We start from the raw sequence: 19,996 nt of genomic DNA on the forward strand, positions 1-19,996 counted from the left end.
GCAGCATTTCTTAGTCTGAAAAAACGCTTACAAATAATTCAGGCCCTCTATTTTTTTCTGCACCTCTGTTTAAATTTGACTTATTATAGAGGTTTGATGCTGTGATTTTACTGAACTTTTTATACCAAGATGGTGTGACTAAGCCGCTGTGCAAGCGTCATTTTTTCATCCATAAGTATAATTGACAAAATTTCAGTACTCACTAATCTTATAGCAAATTTTTGATCCATCCGTTTTGTGCATTAAAAGATTGATAGACAACTCGGATATACATTCACCAGGACAGGAGATCTATTGAATGTCTGAAGCAACTGGCAAGAAAGCCGTTTTACAGCTTGATGGCAAAGAAATTGAACTACCAATTTACAGCGGCACATTGGGCCCAGATGTAATCGACGTTAAAGATGTGTTGGCTGCAGGTCACTTTACTTTTGATCCTGGTTTTATGGCAACAGCGGCGTGCGAGTCTAAAATCACCTTCATCGACGGTAACAAAGGTGTACTTTTACACCGTGGCTACCCGATTGATCAATTGGCGACTAAAGCTGATTACCTAGAAACTTGCTACTTACTTCTTAATGGCGAACTTCCGACTGCTGAGCAAAAAGAAGAATTCGACGCTAAAGTACGTAACCACACAATGGTTCACGACCAAGTTAGCCGCTTCTATAACGGTTTCCGTCGTGATGCGCATCCTATGGCGATCATGGTGGGTGTTGTTGGTGCGTTATCTGCGTTCTACCACAACAATCTGGACATCGAAAATGTTGATCACCGTGAAATCACAGCGATCCGTTTAATTGCGAAGATCCCTACTTTAGCGGCTTGGAGCTACAAGTACACAATCGGTCAACCGTTTGTTTACCCACGTAACGACTTGAACTACGCTGAAAACTTCCTTCACATGATGTTCGCGACTCCTGCTGATCGTGATTATAAAGTTGATCCGATTCTTGCAAAAGCAATGGATCGTATCTTCACGCTTCATGCTGACCATGAACAAAATGCCTCTACGTCTACAGTACGTTTAGCTGGTTCTACTGGTGCTAACCCGTATGCATGTATTGCTGCTGGTATCTCCGCACTTTGGGGCCCTGCTCATGGCGGCGCGAACGAAGCTGTTCTTAAGATGCTTGATGAAATCGGCTCTGTAGAAAACGTTGCTGGCTTCATGGAAAAAGTGAAGACTAAAGAAGTTAAACTGATGGGCTTCGGTCACCGAGTTTACAAAAACTTCGATCCACGCGCGAAAGTCATGAAAGAAACTTGTGACGAAGTTCTTGGTGCGCTTGGCATCAACGATCCACAACTTGCTTTGGCTATGGAACTTGAACGTATTGCGCTTTCTGACGAATACTTCATCAAACGTAACCTATACCCGAACGTAGACTTCTACTCAGGTATCATCCTTAAAGCGATTGGTATCCCGACAGAAATGTTTACTGTGATCTTCGCGCTTGCACGTACTGTTGGCTGGATCAGCCACTGGTTAGAAATGCACAGCGGTCCTTACAAGATCGGTCGTCCTCGTCAGCTTTATACTGGTGAAGTTCAACGCGATATCGCTCGTTAATTCGAACGGCGTTGCAAGACAGAAAAACCACCCTTTGGGGTGGTTTTTTTAGTGCTGACAAAATCCTACATATAGCCTCTTTAATCCATTTTAAAATGCATGAACCTCGACCATATTCATAGATTGAAAATTTGAACAGGATCTGTGCTTGATGTTGTTGTATGCCCTACCGTTTATTTTAAGATTCATCCGTTTTGAACAGTTTAAGTGCCGTAACTTAACGGCCGGTGAAATCAGAATCTGTCAGCAGGTATTTGGCAATCTGATTGACTATTCGGCAGTCAGAATCATGAATCACCCTTATTTACCCTGGCAATCCAGCCATGTGATTATGGCGCCCAGTGGTTATATCCATGCACGAAATTTAAATTATCGGGAAGACTATTCATGTGAAAGCTTGGCCTATCAAGCACTGTTTATTCATGAGATGACCCATATTTATCAATACCAACAGCAGATTAATGTGGTTTTAAAAGGCGCATTTCTACAAAGTGCTTATTTTTTAAGCTTAGGGAAATATAATCCTTACAAATATCAATTTAATCCCAACAAGTCATTTTCACAGTATAATATTGAACAACAAGGTGATATTGCCCGAGATATTTTTCTTAAAAAAATACCCAATATTATTTTAGATAGCCAAACAATTGTTTGATATATAATCATTTTTATTCAAAATATCATCTTGATTTGGCATTTTGAAAATTAAGGCCATGAATAAATGATTTAAATCCTGAGATTTATTCATGTGCAGAAAACCTACATATTCTTTATTTTTGGATAATAACTTTTCATTTCAACATTCATTCTCGCAAAACAGCTCTAGCTTCTGGATTAAATTTCGATAAAATAACCCAAGTATGATATTTTAGCTCGCAGATCAAGATTTAACGATCATGTGATAAAGACGTTTTTTCTTTTGCCATTTGGCATTTTTTTAAGTATCAAAATGCACTCAGCTGGATAATTAGAATTATAAAAATCAGTGATTTAGTGTATTAACCTATAGGAATAGGATTTAATTGGAATGAAAAGTTTTAAAATTGCGATTGCTCAGCTCTCTCCACATGTGGGCAATTTGGATGCAAATACTCAAAAAATGATTGATCAGGCCAATCAGGCTAAAAAAGATAAGGCTGATCTGATTATCTTCCCTGAGCTTGCAATCTTGGGCTACCCTGCAGAAGATCTATTAATTCGTCCAAGTCTGGCCAAACACACCAAAGCTGCTTTTGAAAAACTGACTGAAGTCAAAGATATTGTGATGGTCTTCGGTTTTGTAAATCAAACTGAAGATGGCCAGCGTTATAACTCAGCAGCCGTCATGAAAAATGGTGAGGTGCTGGGTATTTATAACAAACAGGTGTTGCCAAACTATGGTGTATTTGATGAAAAGCGTTATTTCAGTGAAGGTCATCAACATCTGGTATTTGAATATCTCGGACACAAATTTGGTGTGCTGATTTGTGAAGACGCATGGTCTTTAGCTACTGTACAGCAGCTGGCAAAACTCAATATCGAAACTGCTTTGGTACTGAATGCCTCTCCATATGAAGTGGGTAAACCACAACACCGTATCGAGACCATGGCAGCTCTGGTAAAACAGCTGAATATCAATCTGGTCTATTGTAACCAGGTCGGTGGTCAGGATGATCTGATCTTTGACGGTACCAGCTTTGTGTTAAATAAATCTGGCGAAGTCGCGCTACAGGCCCCAAGTTTCCAGGAAAGCCTTTCTATCGCAGAATATGATGCTGAACAGCTTCAATTTAGCAAAGGTACAATTACACCTGCGCTGGACACCATGGCTGAGATCTATCAGAGCCTGGTGATGGCAACCCGTGATTATGTACAGCGTTCTGGCTTCCCCGGCGTGATTCTGGGCCTATCGGGTGGGATCGATTCTGCCCTGACCCTTGCGATTGCTGCAGATGCCATTGGTGCAGACAAAGTTCAGGCGGTCATGATGCCTTATACCTATACCGCGCAAATCAGCGTAGAAGATGCGGCTGAACAAGCAAAAAATATGGGTGTAACTTTTGGTATTGCCGAAATCAATCCGGTAGTAAACAGCTTTATGCAGGTACTCTTCCCGTTCTTTGGAAGCACCCCGGCAGATGCGACTGAGGAAAACCTGCAAGCACGTTCGCGTGGCACCTTATTAATGGCGCTTTCCAACAAGTTCGGCAATCTGGTGCTTGCGACCGGAAATAAATCTGAACTGGCTGTAGGTTATTGCACACTGTATGGTGACATGGTCGGTGGCTATGCCGTCTTGAAAGATGTGTACAAAACCATTGTGTTTGAACTGGCGAAATATCGTAACAGTATTTCAGAAACACCCGTGATTCCAGAACGTGTCATTACTCGCCCACCATCAGCAGAATTGCGTCCAGATCAGGTCGATCAAGACTCTTTACCTTCGTATGACATTCTGGATGCCATCCTGTATTCATACATCGAAGAAGACATGAGTCAAGACGATATTATTGACAAAGGTTTTGATGCCGAGGTGGTGAAAAAAGTCATCCGTCTGGTCGACATGAATGAATACAAGCGCCGCCAAGGTGCAATTGGACCACGAATCAGTTCACGTTCTTATGGGCGCGAACGTCGTTATCCAATCGTCAATGGCTGGAAAGCAGGTAACTAAGCCCTTTTCTTAGTCATTTAAATCGAATCGCCCGAGTGAATACTGGGGCGATTTTTTTATATCGACGCTAAAAGTAGAAAATTAATCAACAATCATAGAAAAATAATTTTGGAAATATCTGAAAATTTACTGGATGCTTCAAATAATTTTTATCATGCGCCATACTTTTTAAAAGACAAAAAAGAGACCAAGCTGAGAGCTTGGTCTTTTAAAATGGTGGCTATGACGAGACTTGAACTTGTGACCCCCGCATTATGAGTGCGGTGCTCTAACCAACTGAGCTACATAGCCGTAAACTGTGTGCGCATTATCGTAATTTCAGGTGCTATCGTCAAGCATTTTAAAACACAAATGTTCAGTCTTTATGCAAATGAAGAATAAACTCTTAAACTTTAAACAATATTAGATTTTTTATTTGGTATTTCACATATTCTTATGAAGAACTTTAATGCTTGGAGCTTTCACCGATGTACAAAATTAACATACTGATTCTTTTGCTTAGCACTTTAGCAATCACCGCCTGCCAGGTGATTTCTCCTATTTTTGTCAACTACAATGGAGTACGTCGCGATGTGGCACAGTGGATTAATCATCAACAATTCATGAGCATGCAACAGAAACGCACCTTGGCGCAATTAAGTCGGGCTCAACAGCAAATCAAGCGTTATCCGGAATATGATCAGACTCAACGACTGGCCATTGCCAAAGAAAATCAGATTGCATTCTATTGTGCACGTTTGCATGTGAACGAACATAAAATCCAGCAACTGCAACAACAAATTTTCGCACCTGAGACGCAGGCGATTTTAAATCAATATGAACAACTGGCACCACAAATCAAATTGGACCCGGCATCCATTCAATGTGATTGATAATCAGCTTGAATATTTCTATAAATCCATATAATTCAATTACTTAAAATCAATAAACCATGAAGCTTAAAACTCAGAAACCTGCGCTTAACTGTTTAATCTATTAGACATTATACCTATGTATTTACTTGGTTTTATTTTTATACAATACAGGCTATGATCAAAGTATAAACAACTATTCGTACTCGGTTTAACGCGTCATCATTTTTATAACACTTAATTCCCAACAGGAGAATTCTAATGCCTTTTGAACATATTTTAGTTCCTATTGACGGTTCGGAAACATCTTATGCTGCCGTTGATAAAGCAGTCGAAGTTGCCAAAGCATTTAACAGTAAAGTGACAGTGGTACAGGTACTGACACTCGACCCTTATATTGCTGCGGAATATATCTCTGCAGCGCAAACCAACGACCTGATTGAACGTGCCCGCACCTCGATCTTAAAAACTCTGGATGAAGCCAAAGCAAAATTCTCTGGTGCAGGTGTTGAAGTAGATACCCAGCTACTTGAAGGCCAGGTGATTTATAGCGAGATTGTCAAAGCAGCGAAAGATTTAAATTCTGACCTGATCATAATTGGCTCACATGGCCGTACTGGCTTCAAGAAACTGTTCCTGGGCAGCGTAGCTCAAAGCATTCTAGGTCAGGCCGATATTCCAGTGATGGTTATTCGCAAGTAATCCGTGCATCAAACTTAAAATCCCCACTTTCTAAAAGCGGGGATTTTTTATATCTAGACCCAACCATCCCACTGATAGCGTTTTAAATCCACACGATCACCGTCAAGTACAATCCCTTCCTGTATCAGCTTTTGTTGCTGAATATTCTGGCCAGATGAATCAAGCTTGTTCAGACTGATTTTAGCTTGTGCATTGATCACCCGATACCAGGGAATGTCGGTATTTTCTTCCAGATGACTTAAAACCCGACCCACTAAACGTGCATGTTGAGGTAAACCGGCCAGTCTGGCAATCTGCCCATAGGTTGCAACTTTTGCATAAGGGATCTGACTGACCACAGTCAAAATCATCTCTGCCATTTCCTGACTGGCTGAACTTGTCTTGCTGCATTTCATCTGTTCAATAGTACCTTTAAATAAAAGATCACGCCCTGATCCCCCTATTAACAGCTATAGTAAAATAATCACGCCTGATTAAATGCTGAGTCAAGCGATCTCATTTCACTATTAAACATAATCCAGTAGCGCTTTATCTTCTGGATTTTATCTTTAGAAATTATCTGGATTTTCCAGCCGTTTTACCTCTTGAACTTTGTCTGGATGATGTACAGTAGCAACACCATCGATATCTTTCTGATCAATCAGAATCTCTGGCTGAAAAATAGTGATGGTTTCATTTCCTTTGACATCTTCTCCAACAATATATTGAAAACCCTTACGGTTCAGCTTGTGGCACATACGCTGGTACCAGCCTTTAAAGCCCTGTGTGTCTTCCTCGGGATTATAGTAAAAAGCATTCATCACCGCAGGTAAGCCCAGACCACACACCAGACCCGACAAGAGCACCACAATAAAGGTATAGCCCACCAAAATACTGCTATAAGCCTCTAGCTGAGGAATATTGGCCACCGCCAGAATAAGCGCCAGGGAAATCCCGCCACGCACACCGCCCCAGGACAAAATCGTTAAACTGCCGTTATAGCTTTTTCGGCGTATTTTGGGGAACATGGCAAATGCCAAGTGATTGGCAGCAAAGCGCGCTAGATGTAAAATAATAAATGCCACAATCCCGCCCAAGACCAGACTGGTACTCAGGTCAAGAATAAACAACTCCAAGCCAATCAGAGTAAACAGGAAGGAGTTAATAATCCCTTCAACCGTATGCCAGAAATGGTTCACGTCACCAATATCGGCATCGGCCAGAATTTCTTTCCATTTATTACCGACGATTAAGCCACCAATGACACAGGCAATCGGTGCTGAAGCATGGGCCAATAAAGCAATAAGATAAGAGCCACATGCCAATAAAGCAGTGGTCAGAATCAGTGACTCCATTTCATGCTTGCCACGCAAGATTCTTAATATTGCAAAGCCAAATCCCAGACCAATCAGTACGGCCACCACAATCTCATACAATAAAGTTTGCATGACAGCCAGTACCGTAAAGTTTTCGCCTTGCAGAACATTGAGCAGGGTCATAAATAAGGCGATACACATGGCATCATTAAATAACGATTCGCCTTCCAGCTTGACAATCAGATGATGCGGTGCGCGAACTGAACTCAATACGCCTTTAATGCCGATCGGATCAGTCGCCCCCAAAGCCGCACCAAGTAATAACAACACCAGTAAATCCACATGATTACCAATCAGGAACTGATAGCCATATAAAACTGCACCAAAGAACACCGCACAAAAGACCAGCGCTAAACTTGCCAAAATACCAATCGGTCGCCAATGATTACGTAAATCTGAAACCTTAAACTTCAGTGCAGATGAGGTCAGAATAAAGCAGATCACCCCATTGATCAGAAAGTCATAAAAATCGATATTACGAACAGCCTGCTCGATATTGTCAATATTAATACTAAAGAATGGATTACCTTGTAATAAACTGGCGCCCCATTGCAAAATAAAAACAAAGATGGCCGAAACAATCGGAACACCGATCGCTTGCGGAAAACCTAAAACACGCTTATTAAACATAGTGGTGGCAATGGAAAGTGCAAAGACCACCGTGAGTAGCTGAAGAAAAAAGAAATTTCCCATTCGGTTTCCTAAAGTCGGGCGAGATGGAGCAATATGCGCCGAGCGGCATGGTCAAAATAGAGATTTGAATAGCAGAGCATTAATAAAAAGGCATTCTAGCAAAACAAGTTTAATCCTCTTTTTATCGAATTGAGTTAAGTTTCTTTTCAGTATTTCCGAATGATGATTTAACATACAGATCAGCACTCGGCTTTTGCTTTCCCATCTTTCTATTTTGAATTTTTCTCCCATGCACCAAACTGTCAAAACCATTTTTCGTCTTTGTTTTGCGAGCGTGATTTTTCTGATCACCTTATCCTTATGTTTTACCTGCTTCGCTAAAATTCAGGAGATTCTGCAGGCAGAACAGCATTATCAGCAGGCAACCCGTATTCCCTTGAAAAGTACAACTGGCGAACAGTATGTTTTGGTATCTAATAACCAGCGACCGGACAATGCCATTTTCATTCTGATTGCAGGAAATGGTTATGTAGCCAAAATCAATTGTGAGCATTACAGCGCTTTATGTAGTGATGAGGACAATCAATCACATACCCGTCAAATCCAGAGCGTCCACCTAATTAAAGCGGGAAATCTGTTTTATATTGAAAAAATTCAATTTAGAGATAGCCGGACTGGCAAAGTCACGGCTCTCGAATATACCAACCATGATATGCAGCAGTTCTATCAAAATGACATCAACAATCTCAAATATACGGTCTTTGCCATTGCCTTGTTTGCTTTGGCCGCCTTATTTGTCAGTATCAAGATATTAAGAAATTTCCGGCGTTTTCTGCATAAATAAAAAAGGATTGCCTGCTCCACAGCTGCCCCACAATTGAATTAAGTAGATTTTGGAGATGCGAGTGTGACAAGGAGGTCACACCTTAGCCATCACGACAAGCATGTTGTGTATGGCGAACAAAAGACTTTTGCCTGCTTTTGACCTGTCAAAAGCAGGATTTCATGACGTCATAGATTCAAACTATAACCAAAGTTAAAATGATGAGAAGCAGTGGTACCTGCTCCTTTTTTATCTGGAAACAAGCTAAATATTTTGGTTAAAGGTATCGCAATTCGAAACCTGACCCGATTTCAAGCCGGTATTAAACCACTGTACGCGCTGCGCACTGCTGCCATGGGTAAAGCTGTCCGGTACCACCTGCCCGCGAGCACGTTTCTGTAAATAGTCATCACCAATTTTATGTGCGGCATCCATAGCTTCCTGCACATCTCCCTGTTCCAGAAACTGGGTGCGCTGATGATTATGGTAGGCCCAGACTCCGGCCAGACAGTCTGCCTGCAATTCTTGGCGCACTGAAAGCTGGTTACTCTGTACTTCGCTTGCCTGCTGACGTGCCTGCTGTACTTGAGAGGAAATCCCCAAAATGGTCTGGATATGATGACCTACTTCATGGGCCACCACATAAGCCTGCGCAAAATCTCCGGCCTGATCATTACGGGAGAGTTCGGTGGCATTCTGTTCTCCACCAATCCCCATCTGAGTACGCATATCTTTAAAGAATGCGGTATCGATATAAACTTTCTGGTCTGCCGGACAGTAGAAAGGCCCCATCGCCGCCTGAGCCGTACCACAACCCGAATTCACAATGCCATTGAACAAAACCAGTTTTGGGGGAACATACTGCTGATTTAACTGCTGCTGAAACACCTGAGTCCAGGTATCTTCAGTATCTGCTAGTACGGTGCCGACAAAATCAATCGACTCCTGCTGTTCCGGCGTAGGATTTTCCAGACCCCGTGTTTCCGCCGCACCCGATACGCCTTGGGTGACCTGTTTGGTGGTTTGATAAGCTTGCTGTGGATCGACGCCGAAGAATTTCCAGGCCACAAAAGCCACAATCAACCCGACAATACTGATACCACCAGCTTTGGCACCACCACCGCGACGGTCTTCTACATTACTACTGACACGACGACCTTTCCAACGCATAGTTTTTTTCCTTTTCTTCATCTGCTCAATTTGCAGATATTTTTGCATCTTAAGCTTTTGATGATTTGGGCCAGATTTTTTTAATCAGGCTGATGACCAGCATCACCAGCAGACCCGCTAAAATTCCCACGGCGAAATTAATCAAGGTCGGTGTTACAGCACCTACAATATTTCCGATACTGGGAATATCCTGTACATAGCTAACACTATCTTCAGTAAAGTGGTGAATAACAGGAATAGCATGATTAATAATTCCCCCACCGACCAGGAACATCGCTGCAGTTCCAACAACTGATAAAATTTTCATCAGAATCGGGGCAAATGCCAACAAGCCGCGTCCTATTTGTTGCTTAAAATCGGACTGCTGCTCGGTCAGATGCAGACCGATATCATCCAGTTTGACAATCAGGGCAACAAAACCATAGACCCCGATGGTCATCACGATCGCGATCAGGCTTAAAACGGTAACTTTGGTCAGCATAGAGGCTGCTGCTACCGTCCCCAAGGTAATCACGATAATTTCAGCCGAAAGGATAAAGTCGGTGCGAATCGCGCCTTTGACTTTTTCATTTTCAAACTGGTGCAAATCTGTTTCAGTCTGGATCAGTTGCTCACGGGCCTGTTCAGCATCCTTGGCCTTCGGTGTATGCAAGGTGTGTACGATTTTTTCCACGCCTTCATAACACAGAAACAAACCACCCAGCACCAATAAGGGGTTAATCAGCCAGCCGGCAATAAAGCTGATTAACAAGGCCAGCGGCACTAAAATCAGCTTATTGACAAAAGAACCTTTGGCCACTTTCCAGACTACCGGTAATTCACGATCTGCCCGTACGCCTGACACTTGCTGTGCATTTAAAGCCAGATCATCACCGAGGACGCCTGCTGTTTTTTTGGCTGCCATTTTGCTCATCACAGCCACATCATCCAAGACCGTCGCAATATCATCTAATAATAGTAATAAACTGCTCGCCATACTTATTATCCTTATCATATTTCAGTTTATTTTAATCAAAATTCTTAAAAATATTGTATTCACTTGTTTAATTAATAAGATTTTTTTAATACAGCTTTTTTTCTGGCTGACAATCAAAAACAGAATACCGTACAATATTGCCATTCGTTAAAATACAGCTGTAGTACTGACTACCCTTTGGAATAAATAATGAGTAATCAAGATAATCGTCCAGTGATCTTGACGGGCGACCGTCCTACCGGACAACTTCACCTCGGCCACTTTGTCGGTTCATTACGCTCTCGTGTAGGCCTGCAAGATTCTCACCATCAACACTTGTTACTTGCTGATGCTCAAGCACTCACCGATAATGCCGATAATTTTGAAAAAGTACGTCGTAACATTATTGAAGTGGCAACGGATTATCTGGCTGTCGGTATTGATCCAACTAAAACTACAATTTGTGTTCAGTCATGTTTACCTGCCTTAAACGAACTGACGATGCTTTACCTCAATTTCGTGACGGTGTCACGTTTAGAGCGTAACCCGACCATTAAATCTGAAATCCAGATGCGTGGTTTTGAGCGCGATATTCCAGCAGGTTTCTTGTGTTACCCGGTGGCTCAGGCTGCCGACATTACAGCATTCAAGGCCACTGTTGTTCCTGTGGGTGAAGATCAGATTCCAATGATCGAACAGACCAATGAAATCGTGCGTCGTCTGAACCGTCAAATCGGTCATGACCTGTTACCAGAATGTAAAGCGCTACTGTCTAATGTCGGCCGCCTCCCTGGTTTTGATGGCAAAGCGAAAATGTCAAAATCTTTGGGCAATACCATTGTGCTGGATGCGACAGATAAAGATATTAAAAAAGCCGTCAATGCCATGTATACCGATCCGAATCATCTTCGTGTGGAAGACCCAGGTCAGGTTGAAGGCAATGTAGTATTCACTTATCTGGACGCCTTTGATCCAAACAAAGAAGAACTGGAAGAGCTTAAGGCATACTACCGTCGTGGTGGCTTAGGCGATGGTACAGTGAAAAAACGTCTGGAAGGCATTCTCAAAGAATTGATTGGCCCAATCCGTGAGCGCCGTATGGAGCTTGCTAAAGACCCTGACTATATTATGGATATTTTAAAGACCGGAACAGATAAATGTCGTGATATTACCCAGGCGACTTTAGATGAAGTGAAAACCGGTTTAGGTGTATTCCGTTTCTAAACATAAAATGACCACCTAAAGCTCTTCATATGAAGGGCTTTTTTATTGCGAGGTGTTTATGCACGATAAAGCAGCAAACTCGCCCATAGAATCTCCATAGTTTTAACCTTAATTAACATCTATTAACATGAATACTGCTGAGTCAAGCCTTACCGGGTCGTATTATAGCTACATACAGTAAGGAATCAAATTTAACTCTCTCCACAGTTAAGCTTGATGTAGTTTGAAAAAACATTCCTTTTTCTACGCAATGATCACCCCAATCATTGCGTTTTTTTTGTCTTTAATTTTTTAGTATAGCGATTTAAAGCATAAAAAAACCCGCCTAAGCGGGTTTTCTAAAATTCAGCACTTATGCATTTTTATGACGCATATGCGGGAACAAGATCACATCACGGATACTTGCTGCATTAGCAAAGATCATCACCAGACGGTCAATACCAATACCTTCACCGGCTGTTGGCGGTAGGCCATATTCCAGTGCTTCTACAAAGTCTGCATCATAATGCATCGCTTCATCATCACCCGCATCTTTTTCCGCAACCTGTGCCTGGAAACGTTCCGCCTGGTCGATTGGATCATTTAATTCCGAGAAGCCATTTGCCAGTTCACGACCACCAATAAAGAATTCAAAACGGTCGGTGATGTGCGGATTATCATCATTACGACGTGCCAATGGAGAAGTTTCCGCTGGATATTCCGTAATGAATGTTGGTTGACGCAGTTTGGTTTCAACTGTTTCTTCAAACACAATCGTTTGCAGTTTACCCAGACCAAAACCTGGCTTCACTTGCTCTTTCAATTCTTCTTGAAGGAATTTTGCCAGGAACTCACGGTCATTGACATTTTCCGGAGTAAATTGCGGGTTATTTTCCAGAATTGCATCAAACATTGAAATTTTCTTGAATGGCCCTTTGAAGCTATACACTTCATCACCATAAGGTACATCGGTCGAACCCAAGATATCCAGCGCCAGTTTTTCCAGCATCTGCTCGGTCAATTCCATCAGATCTTTATAATCTGCATAGGCTTGATAGAATTCAATCATGGTGAATTCTGGGTTGTGACGCGTAGATACCCCTTCGTTACGGAAGTTACGGTTAATTTCGAACACACGTTCAAAACCACCCACCACCAAACGTTTTAAATAAAGCTCTGGCGCAATACGCAAGAACAATGGCATATCTAGTGCATTATGATGCGTTTCAAACGGACGCGCAGAAGCACCGCCTGGGATCACATGCATCATTGGCGTTTCAACTTCCATATAACGTTTTTCAGTCAGGAAGGCACGAATACCTGCAACCACTTTGGCACGAATTTCAAACGTTTTACGGGTTTCTTCGTTCACGATCAGATCAAGATAACGTTTACGATACTTTACTTCAGTATCATTCAGACCGTGGAACTTGTCTGGCAGCGGACGCAATGATTTGGTTAATAATTCAAAATGTTCGATGTGTACATACAGATCGCCTTTGCCTGAACGACCGATATAACCTTCGATTGCAATAATGTCGCCAAGGTCTAAACCTTTGATGGTCGCAAGTACATCTGCAGTGAGTTCTTTACGGGCGACATAAAGCTGGATACGACCTGTCATGTCCTGGATCACAATAAATGAACCACGGTTTAACATCACACGACCGGCAACTTTGACGTAGACCTTTTCGCCTGCTTCAATTTCTTCTTTAGATTTATCAGCGAACTGGTCTTGTAAATCTTGGGCATAATGCTCACGCTTAAAGGTATTTGGCCATGGGCTTTTACCAGTTTCTTGTGCCTGAGCTTCGATTTGCTTTAACTTGGCATGACGCTGTGCAATTAAATCGTTTTCGGAAATGATTTGTTCAGAAGTCGATTGAGCGTTAGTTTGCGTCATCTCTGCCTCGAATAAGATTAGTTAAAAAATAGAAGTTGCATAGAATAGCAGAAATCCTACCCAAATCGTAGCTTAAACACTCTCAGGAAGCGGCTTTTCTTTGGAAAAATCCACTATCTCGGCATTTTCCCAACCTTATCCCCTCAATCTAATCCACTCTACCAATACAATTCAGCTCGATTTGGAGCCGATTATGCGATTACTTAGATGAAAGTCCTAGTGTGTGACGAGGTAGAGCCAATCACTGCACAAAAAAATGCTGGCTTAGACCAATAGCTAACTGCCTTGGATGTCCACACGTTCTACAATGATGCTCAGATTGAAGATGATGTGCCAATCAATAAATACCAATATGGCATGCCCCATAAAAATGAGTAAGATTATGTCTAAGATTTTGTTTTTACATGGCTTAGATTCCTCCAGAGAATCCACCAAGTTTCATGCAATTGATGTCGTGCATAAATATTGTATTGATGTCGATTATCGTAATCTGAGCTATAATTCGGTCGCCAGTTTTTATCATGAGATGATTGAAACCATCAAACCGGATATTCTGGTGGGTCATAATCTTGGCGGCTATTGGGCACTGAAAATGTCGCAGGCTTATCACCTTCCCTGTGTGGTGGCGAATCCCATTTTGCAACCCAATTTCAGAGATGATTATCCGGCAATTTGTCATGGCGATTTACAGCATGATATTCCGCAGTTTGCCTATCTAGAACTGGGCGATGAAATTCTGGATATGCATGCGGTTCAGGCACAGCTGGAAGATTATATGCAGATTCAGGCAGTTGATGGCGGACATCATCGTCTGGAACACCCAGAACAGGTGAACGAGCTGATTCAGGAAATCGAATATCATTTTATCCGACAATAAAAAAGCCCCAATATCCGGGGCTTCTTTATATGCTTTAAGCTTAGGCTACTGCAGCTTCAGGCTGGGATTTATCATCCAGTACTGACCAGATATCCAGACCTAATTCAGCATGCAAATCAGGAAGATCAAGAAAGATACTTGCACCTAGTACTTCATGCTGACATTTGAGTGCCAATTCATTTACCGCTTTTAAAGTTCCGCCTGTTGCCAGAACATCATCAACAATGATGACTTTCTGAGACTGAACTTCCGCAGACATTTCTAAACGATCCAGACCATATTCCAGGCTATAACCGACACCCACGACTGGAGGCGGCAATTTTCCTGCTTTACGCACCAATAACAAGCCTTTGCCGGTACGTTGTGCCAACAGGCTTGCCAACACAAAACCACGCGCTTCCACTGCGATAAAGCTTTCTACTTCTGCCAGTTTGTCAGCAGGAATGCTGGCAATCAGGGCATCAGTCAATGGACCAATATTGCTCATGAAAAGTGGGGTCAAATCATAAAAGCAAATTCCTGGTTTTGGAAAATCTTGGACCGTACGAATGTGAGACCACAAAGAAGTAGACAAATTGCTCATGGGAGATCTTAAAAAAAGAAAAGGAATATGCGAATATTAAACCTATTTCCAGCCAATGAACAAGCCGAGCTGTATAATAAAAACTCAATATTTAAGCACAAGTTATTGATTTTATTAAATTCATTTATTATAAAAATATTTAATCCAGACTTTACTGATTCTAAATTATATAAAAACCTCAGTTTTTACTGCACGACTTTGGTCTATAACGCCTCATTTAAGCTAAATTTTGCCACAGCAGCCGCTTCATCACTCCACAGCATTTGCCAGCAAAGCCGATTTGACTCATTTTCAGAGAAATACTGAATCCCAAAGTCATTCTGCTGCTAATTTCGCTGATTAAGCTTTTATTCACTTTACTTTCTGAATAGAACTGCGTAAAAATTTAGCCAAATATGTTCACTGTTAAAAAGTCATATTCTTTTAGAGTCTTGCCATTTTATGGATTTTAAGCTGACGGTTACACTTGCTCAGTTTTGGAGAGTTACATGAAAAAGTATCAATGCATCGTTTGTGGATGGATTTATGACGAGGCGGAAGGTTGGCCTCAAGACGGCATCGTGGCGGGAACCAAATGGGAAGATATCCCGGATGACTGGACCTGTCCAGATTGTGGCGTGTCTAAAGTCGATTTCGAAATGATCGAAGTCTGAGCACGCCCAGTTAAAGACCATGTCGATATGGTCTTTTTTTATGTCCTTTTTATCCTCATATAAAACAGCATGGAGCCCTACAGCATGGAAACGACTATGCATCCTATCGTTATTATTGGTTCAGGTATGGCAGGTTATGCTGTAGCACGTGAATTTCGCAAACTTAATCCAGAGCATGAACTGCGGATGATTTGCGCGGATGATGCGATAAATTATGCCAAACCTACCCTTTCCAATGCTTTGGTTGGCAAAAAAGCGCCTGAACAGATTGCATTGGGCGATGCTGCAAAAATGTCGGCACAACTGAATATGCGGATTGAACAGCAGACTTGGGTCAAAGCCATTCATCCGGAAGATCATCAGCTGGTACTTGAGAAAGATGGTCAGGAAAGCACGCAGAATTATTCCAAACTGGTCTTGGCGGTCGGTGCCAACCCGGTACGTTTAGCCATTTCCGGTGATGCCAGTGATGACATTCATGTGGTGAATAATTTAAGTGACTATAAGACGTTCCGCAGCAATCTGGCGGCACGTGAAGATAAACGCGTGGTGATTTTAGGCGCAGGCCTGATTGGCTGCGAATTTGCCAATGACCTGCAAAATACCGAGCATCAGGTCACAGTGATCGATCTGGCACCTCAACCGCTGGGCCGCTTATTGCCAGAACATGTTGCTACAGCATTCCAGAAAAACCTTGAAGAAACCGGCATTCATTTCGTCTTGGGCACCACGGTCGAGAAGGTCTCTCGTGCTGAAAATGGTGACTATTTGGTCATGCTGGCCAATGGTCAGTCTCTCGTTGCTGATGTGGTTTTGTCTGCGGTAGGTCTACAGCCGAATATTTCTTTGGCCAAACAGGCAGATGTTCATACCAGTCGTGGAATTTTAACCACGGCGCAACTGGAAACCAATCATGCCGATATTTATGCCGTAGGTGACTGTGCTGAAGTGAATGGTACCTTATTGCCTTATGTCATGCCCATCATGCAACAGGCGCGCGCGCTGGCAAAAACCCTGAATGGCGAACATACGGCTGTACATTATCCGGCTATGCCAGTGGCAGTGAAAACGCCTGCTGCACCTTTAACTGTCCTGCCTGCACCAGTCGATGTTGAGGTCACCTGGGAAACTGAAGAGCTGGAAGATGGCATGCTGGCCAAAGCCATCGACGGTAGCGGCACTTTACGTGGCTTTGTACTCTTGGGTGCAACTGCGGGCAAACAACGTCTGTCTTTGACCAAGCAGGTTCCTGACTTGATTCCTGCTGTGGTTTAGAGGTTTAATACTCAGGATATTTTTTAAACAAAATATCCTTTAATTAGGACAGCAATTATGCACAGCGCATTACAGTTTAATCTTTCTCCATATAGTTCTTTCATGCGTGAAACCAGAGTTGATCTGGGTAATGGTGTGGAATTACATGTCGAGGTGGGCGGAAATCCGGAAAATCCTACGCTGCTCTTGATTATGGGACTGGGTGCGCAGGTGCTGTACTGGCCTGACTTTTTTTGCAAATCATTGATTGATCAAGGTTTCCATCTGGTACGTTTTGATAATCGCGATATTGGCCTGTCTTCAAAATTCCATAACAAGGGTCCACGCCTGAACACCCTGAAAATGATGAGCCGTTTTGTGCTCGGTCTGGGCAATCAGGGTGCACCTTATGACCTGTATGATATGGCTGAAGATGTCAGTCTGCTGATTGAAAAAATGGGGCTGGATCAGGTTGATGTATTGGGTGCATCCATGGGTGGCATGATTGCCCAGATTCTGGCGGCACGCTATCCGGACAAAGTCAAAAAACTGGGTTTACTGTTTACCAGCAACAATCAGCCGCTGTTGCCACCGCCCTTTCCCAAGCAACTCTTTAGTTTGATTGACAAACCGGCTTCAACAGATGAAGATGGTATTGTAGATCATAGTCTAAAACTGTTTAACATCATCGGTTCGCCAGGTTATGTCAATCATCTGGAAGCGGTGCAGACCGCACGTAAATTATATAAACGAAGTTACTATCCTGCCGGTGTACTTCAACAGTTTTTAGCAATATTATGTACAGGTTCATTGCTGCAACTGAACAAGCAAATCAAGCAAGAGACCCTGGTGGTTCATGGTGCTCGTGATCGATTGCTGCCTCCCAGTCATGGCAAGGCCGTTGCAAAAGCGATTCCAGGGGCTAAATTTGAATTAATTGATGGAATGGGGCATGATATCCCACCGCATTTTATTCCATATCTTAGCGAATTATTTGCTGATCATTTTAAATCATAAACATTAGGACACTATGGCTGCACTACCCTCCTTAAGACAGCTGTCATACCTCGTAACACTGTCAGAGACGCTACATTTTACAGAAGCTGCTCGCCGCTCATTTGTCACCCAGTCAACTTTGTCTGGCGGCATTATGGAGCTGGAGCGTTTACTCGGTGGCGTACTTGTTGAACGCGATCGCCAGAATGTTCGTTTAACGCCTCTTGGTGAACAAGTGGTTGCACGCGCACGTGTTCTACTGGCTGATGCTCAGGACTTGATGCGTTTAAGTCGTGAGATGAGTGAACCCTTAACCGGTGATTTACATCTTGGCGTGATTCCTACGATTGCTCCCTTCCTGCTGTCACAGCTGCTAGAAGAAGTGCATAAACAATTACCAAAAATCCAGTTGCATCTGCATGAAGCACAAAGCGAAAAAATTGTAGAAAAACTGGAACATGGCAACCTGGATATGGTGGCCTTGGCGCTGCCTTTCGATACACGTGGCCTGAAAGTGGCCGAGATTGCCAAAGAGAATCTGTATCTGGTTTATCAAAAATCAGATCAACACGCTGCACAAGCGAATTCTCTGGAAGATCTGGATCTATCTCGCCTGATGTTACTTGAGGAAGGTCATTGCTTACGTGATCATGCCCTGAGTGCCTGCCCGATTGGTGAGCGTAAAAATGATCATCGTTTAAAAGCCAGCTCTTTGCCGACTTTAATCGAAATGGTCTCTGCAAATCTTGGTTTTACTTTATTGCCAGAAATTGCGATTTATACCAATATGATCAAAGCCAACCCTGAGATTCTGGTCAAGCCAATCAACTCTGCGCCAAGTCGCACCCTGGCATTGGTGACGCGTAAAAGTACACCGCTACAAAGCGAATTTGATGTGTTATTACAGATTTTCCAAAAAATCACTCAGCACAATGCTGCTTGAGCTAAAATTTTAGATGATTAAAAGGAGCACACCCGTTGCTCCTTTTTTTATATCTCAAAGTGGATATAGCCAACCATCATAGACCTGCTAAAGTCTCAAACTGACTGTTGCTGTCATCGGTTTTAATCTGCAATAAATGCTATTTAAGACGAAGATGAGGTAATTATCGTTAAATCCCTATTTTTTGGGATATTCATTTTATTTTGCTTCATTCACAGTATAGCCTTCTCTCAGAATCAACAGGATTGAGCTTATTGGCTGCCCTCTTGCCTGCACCGGTTTTAGTCATCACTTCATTTACTGACCTGAACCTGTCCAAAACTCAGACTGTGCTGCAACAACTGGGCTATCAACCAGATATGCTGCTATATGCAGACAATTTCCAATCTGCACAAGAGATGATTGCCGAACATCTGCCTAACTTGATTCTTTATCACCTGACAGAAGCCTCACAGATTCATTTCATCGGCCAGATGAAACTGCATAACCCAAATACACCTGTAGTTGCCGTACTCAAGAGTGAATCCACAGCACTCATTTATTCAGCAATCTTATCTGGTGCAAATAGCTATATCCAACCTCAGGCTTCATTCATCCAGTTTACTGAAAGCCTGAAAATTGTCTTGCGTGGCGGTGCCTATATCCATGCTGAACTGGCAGAACATATCCTGTACCAGCTCACTGACAAAACCTGTCTCAAGGTAACCGAATTGCAGCTCTTACACTTACTCAGCCAGCAAAAAACCCCAGTAGACATACAGCTCCAGCTGACTGACTATCAGATGTATGCCCAGGTCAAACAGATCTATCGCAAACTGCTGATATCCTCTGATTAAAACCCTTGAATGCTATTTTCTGGATAAAAAAGA

The 19,996-nt window shown here is 42.5% G+C and carries 19 protein-coding genes and 1 tRNA gene; 13 read left to right on the forward strand and 7 right to left on the reverse strand.

Annotation, left to right across the window (positions count from 1 at the left end; genetic code table 11):
• The first annotated feature begins 298 nt into the window (after window positions 1–298).
• The 3 genes from gltA (at window position 299) to FTU82_RS02910 (ending at window position 4,226) form a co-directional block, all read left to right on the forward strand.
• A complete protein-coding gene (gltA, locus tag FTU82_RS02900) occupies window positions 299–1,573 on the forward strand; it encodes a citrate synthase (protein WP_005096279.1) in 1,275 nt (424 codons plus the stop codon).
• A gap of 151 nt (window positions 1,574–1,724) precedes the next feature.
• A complete protein-coding gene (locus FTU82_RS02905; RefSeq protein WP_074383086.1) occupies window positions 1,725–2,228 on the forward strand; it encodes a hypothetical protein in 504 nt (167 codons plus the stop codon).
• Between the two features lie 372 nt (window positions 2,229–2,600).
• The gene (locus tag FTU82_RS02910) at window positions 2,601–4,226 is read left to right on the forward strand and encodes an NAD+ synthase (RefSeq protein ID WP_180085162.1); all 1,626 of its coding nucleotides are present in this window, start codon (window positions 2,601–2,603) and stop codon (window positions 4,224–4,226) included.
• A gap of 214 nt (window positions 4,227–4,440) precedes the next feature.
• Here FTU82_RS02910 and FTU82_RS02915 read toward each other — a convergent pair.
• Window positions 4,441–4,517 (reverse strand) — tRNA-Met (locus tag FTU82_RS02915).
• A gap of 176 nt (window positions 4,518–4,693) precedes the next feature.
• Here FTU82_RS02915 and FTU82_RS02920 point away from each other — a divergent pair.
• Window positions 4,694–5,098: a hypothetical protein gene (locus tag FTU82_RS02920; RefSeq protein ID WP_005171986.1), complete on the forward strand. Its 405-nt coding sequence runs from the start codon at window positions 4,694–4,696 to the stop codon at window positions 5,096–5,098.
• A 240-nt stretch (window positions 5,099–5,338) separates the two neighbouring features.
• Window positions 5,339–5,779: a universal stress protein gene (locus tag FTU82_RS02925; protein ID WP_005096273.1), complete on the forward strand. Its 441-nt coding sequence runs from the start codon at window positions 5,339–5,341 to the stop codon at window positions 5,777–5,779.
• 53 nt (window positions 5,780–5,832) lie between these two features.
• Here FTU82_RS02925 and FTU82_RS02930 read toward each other — a convergent pair whose 3' ends face one another.
• Window positions 5,833–6,129, reverse strand: coding sequence for an MGMT family protein (locus FTU82_RS02930; protein WP_005096272.1), 297 nt, complete (start codon window positions 6,127–6,129; stop codon window positions 5,833–5,835).
• A 198-nt stretch (window positions 6,130–6,327) separates the two neighbouring features.
• Complete coding sequence (locus FTU82_RS02935) at window positions 6,328–7,827, reverse strand: sodium:proton antiporter (RefSeq protein WP_005171990.1); 1,500 nt, start codon at window positions 7,825–7,827, stop codon at window positions 6,328–6,330.
• Window positions 7,828–8,056: 229 nt separating this feature from the next.
• On the opposite strand from FTU82_RS02935, the gene FTU82_RS02940 reads away from it, so the two are divergent.
• Window positions 8,057–8,611 (forward strand): hypothetical protein, encoded by a 555-nt coding sequence (locus tag FTU82_RS02940; RefSeq protein WP_005171992.1) that lies wholly within the window; start codon window positions 8,057–8,059, stop codon window positions 8,609–8,611.
• A gap of 243 nt (window positions 8,612–8,854) precedes the next feature.
• Here the strand turns inward: FTU82_RS02940 and FTU82_RS02945 are convergent, their stop codons facing one another.
• The gene (locus FTU82_RS02945) at window positions 8,855–9,760 is read right to left on the reverse strand and encodes a neutral zinc metallopeptidase (RefSeq protein ID WP_100328816.1); all 906 of its coding nucleotides are present in this window, start codon (window positions 9,758–9,760) and stop codon (window positions 8,855–8,857) included.
• Between the two features lie 49 nt (window positions 9,761–9,809).
• Entirely contained in the window at window positions 9,810–10,736 is a 927-nt protein-coding gene (locus tag FTU82_RS02950; protein WP_074383090.1) for a DUF808 domain-containing protein, read from the reverse strand.
• Between the two features lie 189 nt (window positions 10,737–10,925).
• Between FTU82_RS02950 and trpS the strand changes: the two genes are divergently transcribed.
• A complete protein-coding gene (trpS, locus tag FTU82_RS02955) occupies window positions 10,926–11,939 on the forward strand; it encodes a tryptophan--tRNA ligase (protein ID WP_005172000.1) in 1,014 nt (337 codons plus the stop codon).
• A gap of 352 nt (window positions 11,940–12,291) precedes the next feature.
• Here the strand turns inward: trpS and lysS are convergent, their stop codons facing one another.
• Entirely contained in the window at window positions 12,292–13,821 is a 1,530-nt protein-coding gene (gene lysS / locus FTU82_RS02960) for a lysine--tRNA ligase (protein WP_180085160.1), read from the reverse strand.
• A 382-nt stretch (window positions 13,822–14,203) separates the two neighbouring features.
• Between lysS and FTU82_RS02965 the strand changes: the two genes are divergently transcribed.
• Window positions 14,204–14,698 carry a YqiA/YcfP family alpha/beta fold hydrolase gene (locus tag FTU82_RS02965; RefSeq protein WP_180001518.1) on the forward strand — a complete coding sequence of 165 codons (495 nt, stop codon included), beginning with the start codon at window positions 14,204–14,206 and terminating at the stop codon, window positions 14,696–14,698.
• A gap of 40 nt (window positions 14,699–14,738) precedes the next feature.
• Here the strand turns inward: FTU82_RS02965 and FTU82_RS02970 are convergent, their stop codons facing one another.
• Window positions 14,739–15,281, reverse strand: a complete 543-nt coding sequence (locus tag FTU82_RS02970) for an adenine phosphoribosyltransferase (protein ID WP_005096259.1) — start codon at window positions 15,279–15,281, stop codon at window positions 14,739–14,741.
• Between the two features lie 488 nt (window positions 15,282–15,769).
• Between FTU82_RS02970 and rubA the strand changes: the two genes are divergently transcribed.
• From rubA to FTU82_RS02995, 5 genes are all read left to right on the forward strand, one after another.
• Window positions 15,770–15,934 carry a rubredoxin RubA gene (rubA, locus tag FTU82_RS02975; protein WP_005096258.1) on the forward strand — a complete coding sequence of 55 codons (165 nt, stop codon included), beginning with the start codon at window positions 15,770–15,772 and terminating at the stop codon, window positions 15,932–15,934.
• 96 nt (window positions 15,935–16,030) lie between these two features.
• A complete protein-coding gene (gene rubB / locus FTU82_RS02980; protein ID WP_100328821.1) occupies window positions 16,031–17,209 on the forward strand; it encodes a rubredoxin reductase RubB in 1,179 nt (392 codons plus the stop codon).
• 57 nt (window positions 17,210–17,266) lie between these two features.
• The gene (estB, locus tag FTU82_RS02985) at window positions 17,267–18,205 is read left to right on the forward strand and encodes an esterase EstB (protein WP_218947722.1); all 939 of its coding nucleotides are present in this window, start codon (window positions 17,267–17,269) and stop codon (window positions 18,203–18,205) included.
• A gap of 13 nt (window positions 18,206–18,218) precedes the next feature.
• A complete protein-coding gene (gene oxyR / locus FTU82_RS02990; protein ID WP_005172010.1) occupies window positions 18,219–19,127 on the forward strand; it encodes a LysR family transcriptional regulator OxyR in 909 nt (302 codons plus the stop codon).
• A 254-nt stretch (window positions 19,128–19,381) separates the two neighbouring features.
• A complete protein-coding gene (locus tag FTU82_RS02995; protein WP_180085157.1) occupies window positions 19,382–19,963 on the forward strand; it encodes a response regulator transcription factor in 582 nt (193 codons plus the stop codon).
• Window positions 19,964–19,996 lie beyond the last annotated feature (33 nt).

It is taken from the genome of Acinetobacter sp. YH12151, assembly GCF_013418355.1.
Lineage (GTDB): Bacteria > Pseudomonadota > Gammaproteobacteria > Pseudomonadales > Moraxellaceae > Acinetobacter > Acinetobacter pseudolwoffii.

Coding starts and splice junctions, on each gene's coding strand:
- gltA (WP_005096279.1), top strand. CDS start 299: ATGTCTGAAGCAACTGGCAAGAAAGCCGTTTTACAGCTTGATGGCAAA.
- FTU82_RS02905 (WP_074383086.1), top strand. CDS start 1,725: ATGTTGTTGTATGCCCTACCGTTTATTTTAAGATTCATCCGTTTTGAA.
- FTU82_RS02910 (WP_180085162.1), top strand. CDS start 2,601: ATGAAAAGTTTTAAAATTGCGATTGCTCAGCTCTCTCCACATGTGGGC.
- FTU82_RS02920 (WP_005171986.1), top strand. CDS start 4,694: ATGTACAAAATTAACATACTGATTCTTTTGCTTAGCACTTTAGCAATC.
- FTU82_RS02925 (WP_005096273.1), top strand. CDS start 5,339: ATGCCTTTTGAACATATTTTAGTTCCTATTGACGGTTCGGAAACATCT.
- FTU82_RS02930 (WP_005096272.1), bottom strand. CDS start 6,129: ATGATTTTGACTGTGGTCAGTCAGATCCCTTATGCAAAAGTTGCAACC.
- FTU82_RS02935 (WP_005171990.1), bottom strand. CDS start 7,827: ATGGGAAATTTCTTTTTTCTTCAGCTACTCACGGTGGTCTTTGCACTT.
- FTU82_RS02940 (WP_005171992.1), top strand. CDS start 8,057: ATGCACCAAACTGTCAAAACCATTTTTCGTCTTTGTTTTGCGAGCGTG.
- FTU82_RS02945 (WP_100328816.1), bottom strand. CDS start 9,760: ATGCGTTGGAAAGGTCGTCGTGTCAGTAGTAATGTAGAAGACCGTCGC.
- FTU82_RS02950 (WP_074383090.1), bottom strand. CDS start 10,736: ATGGCGAGCAGTTTATTACTATTATTAGATGATATTGCGACGGTCTTG.
- trpS (WP_005172000.1), top strand. CDS start 10,926: ATGAGTAATCAAGATAATCGTCCAGTGATCTTGACGGGCGACCGTCCT.
- lysS (WP_180085160.1), bottom strand. CDS start 13,821: ATGACGCAAACTAACGCTCAATCGACTTCTGAACAAATCATTTCCGAA.
- FTU82_RS02965 (WP_180001518.1), top strand. CDS start 14,204: ATGTCTAAGATTTTGTTTTTACATGGCTTAGATTCCTCCAGAGAATCC.
- FTU82_RS02970 (WP_005096259.1), bottom strand. CDS start 15,281: ATGAGCAATTTGTCTACTTCTTTGTGGTCTCACATTCGTACGGTCCAA.
- rubA (WP_005096258.1), top strand. CDS start 15,770: ATGAAAAAGTATCAATGCATCGTTTGTGGATGGATTTATGACGAGGCG.
- rubB (WP_100328821.1), top strand. CDS start 16,031: ATGCATCCTATCGTTATTATTGGTTCAGGTATGGCAGGTTATGCTGTA.
- estB (WP_218947722.1), top strand. CDS start 17,267: ATGCACAGCGCATTACAGTTTAATCTTTCTCCATATAGTTCTTTCATG.
- oxyR (WP_005172010.1), top strand. CDS start 18,219: ATGGCTGCACTACCCTCCTTAAGACAGCTGTCATACCTCGTAACACTG.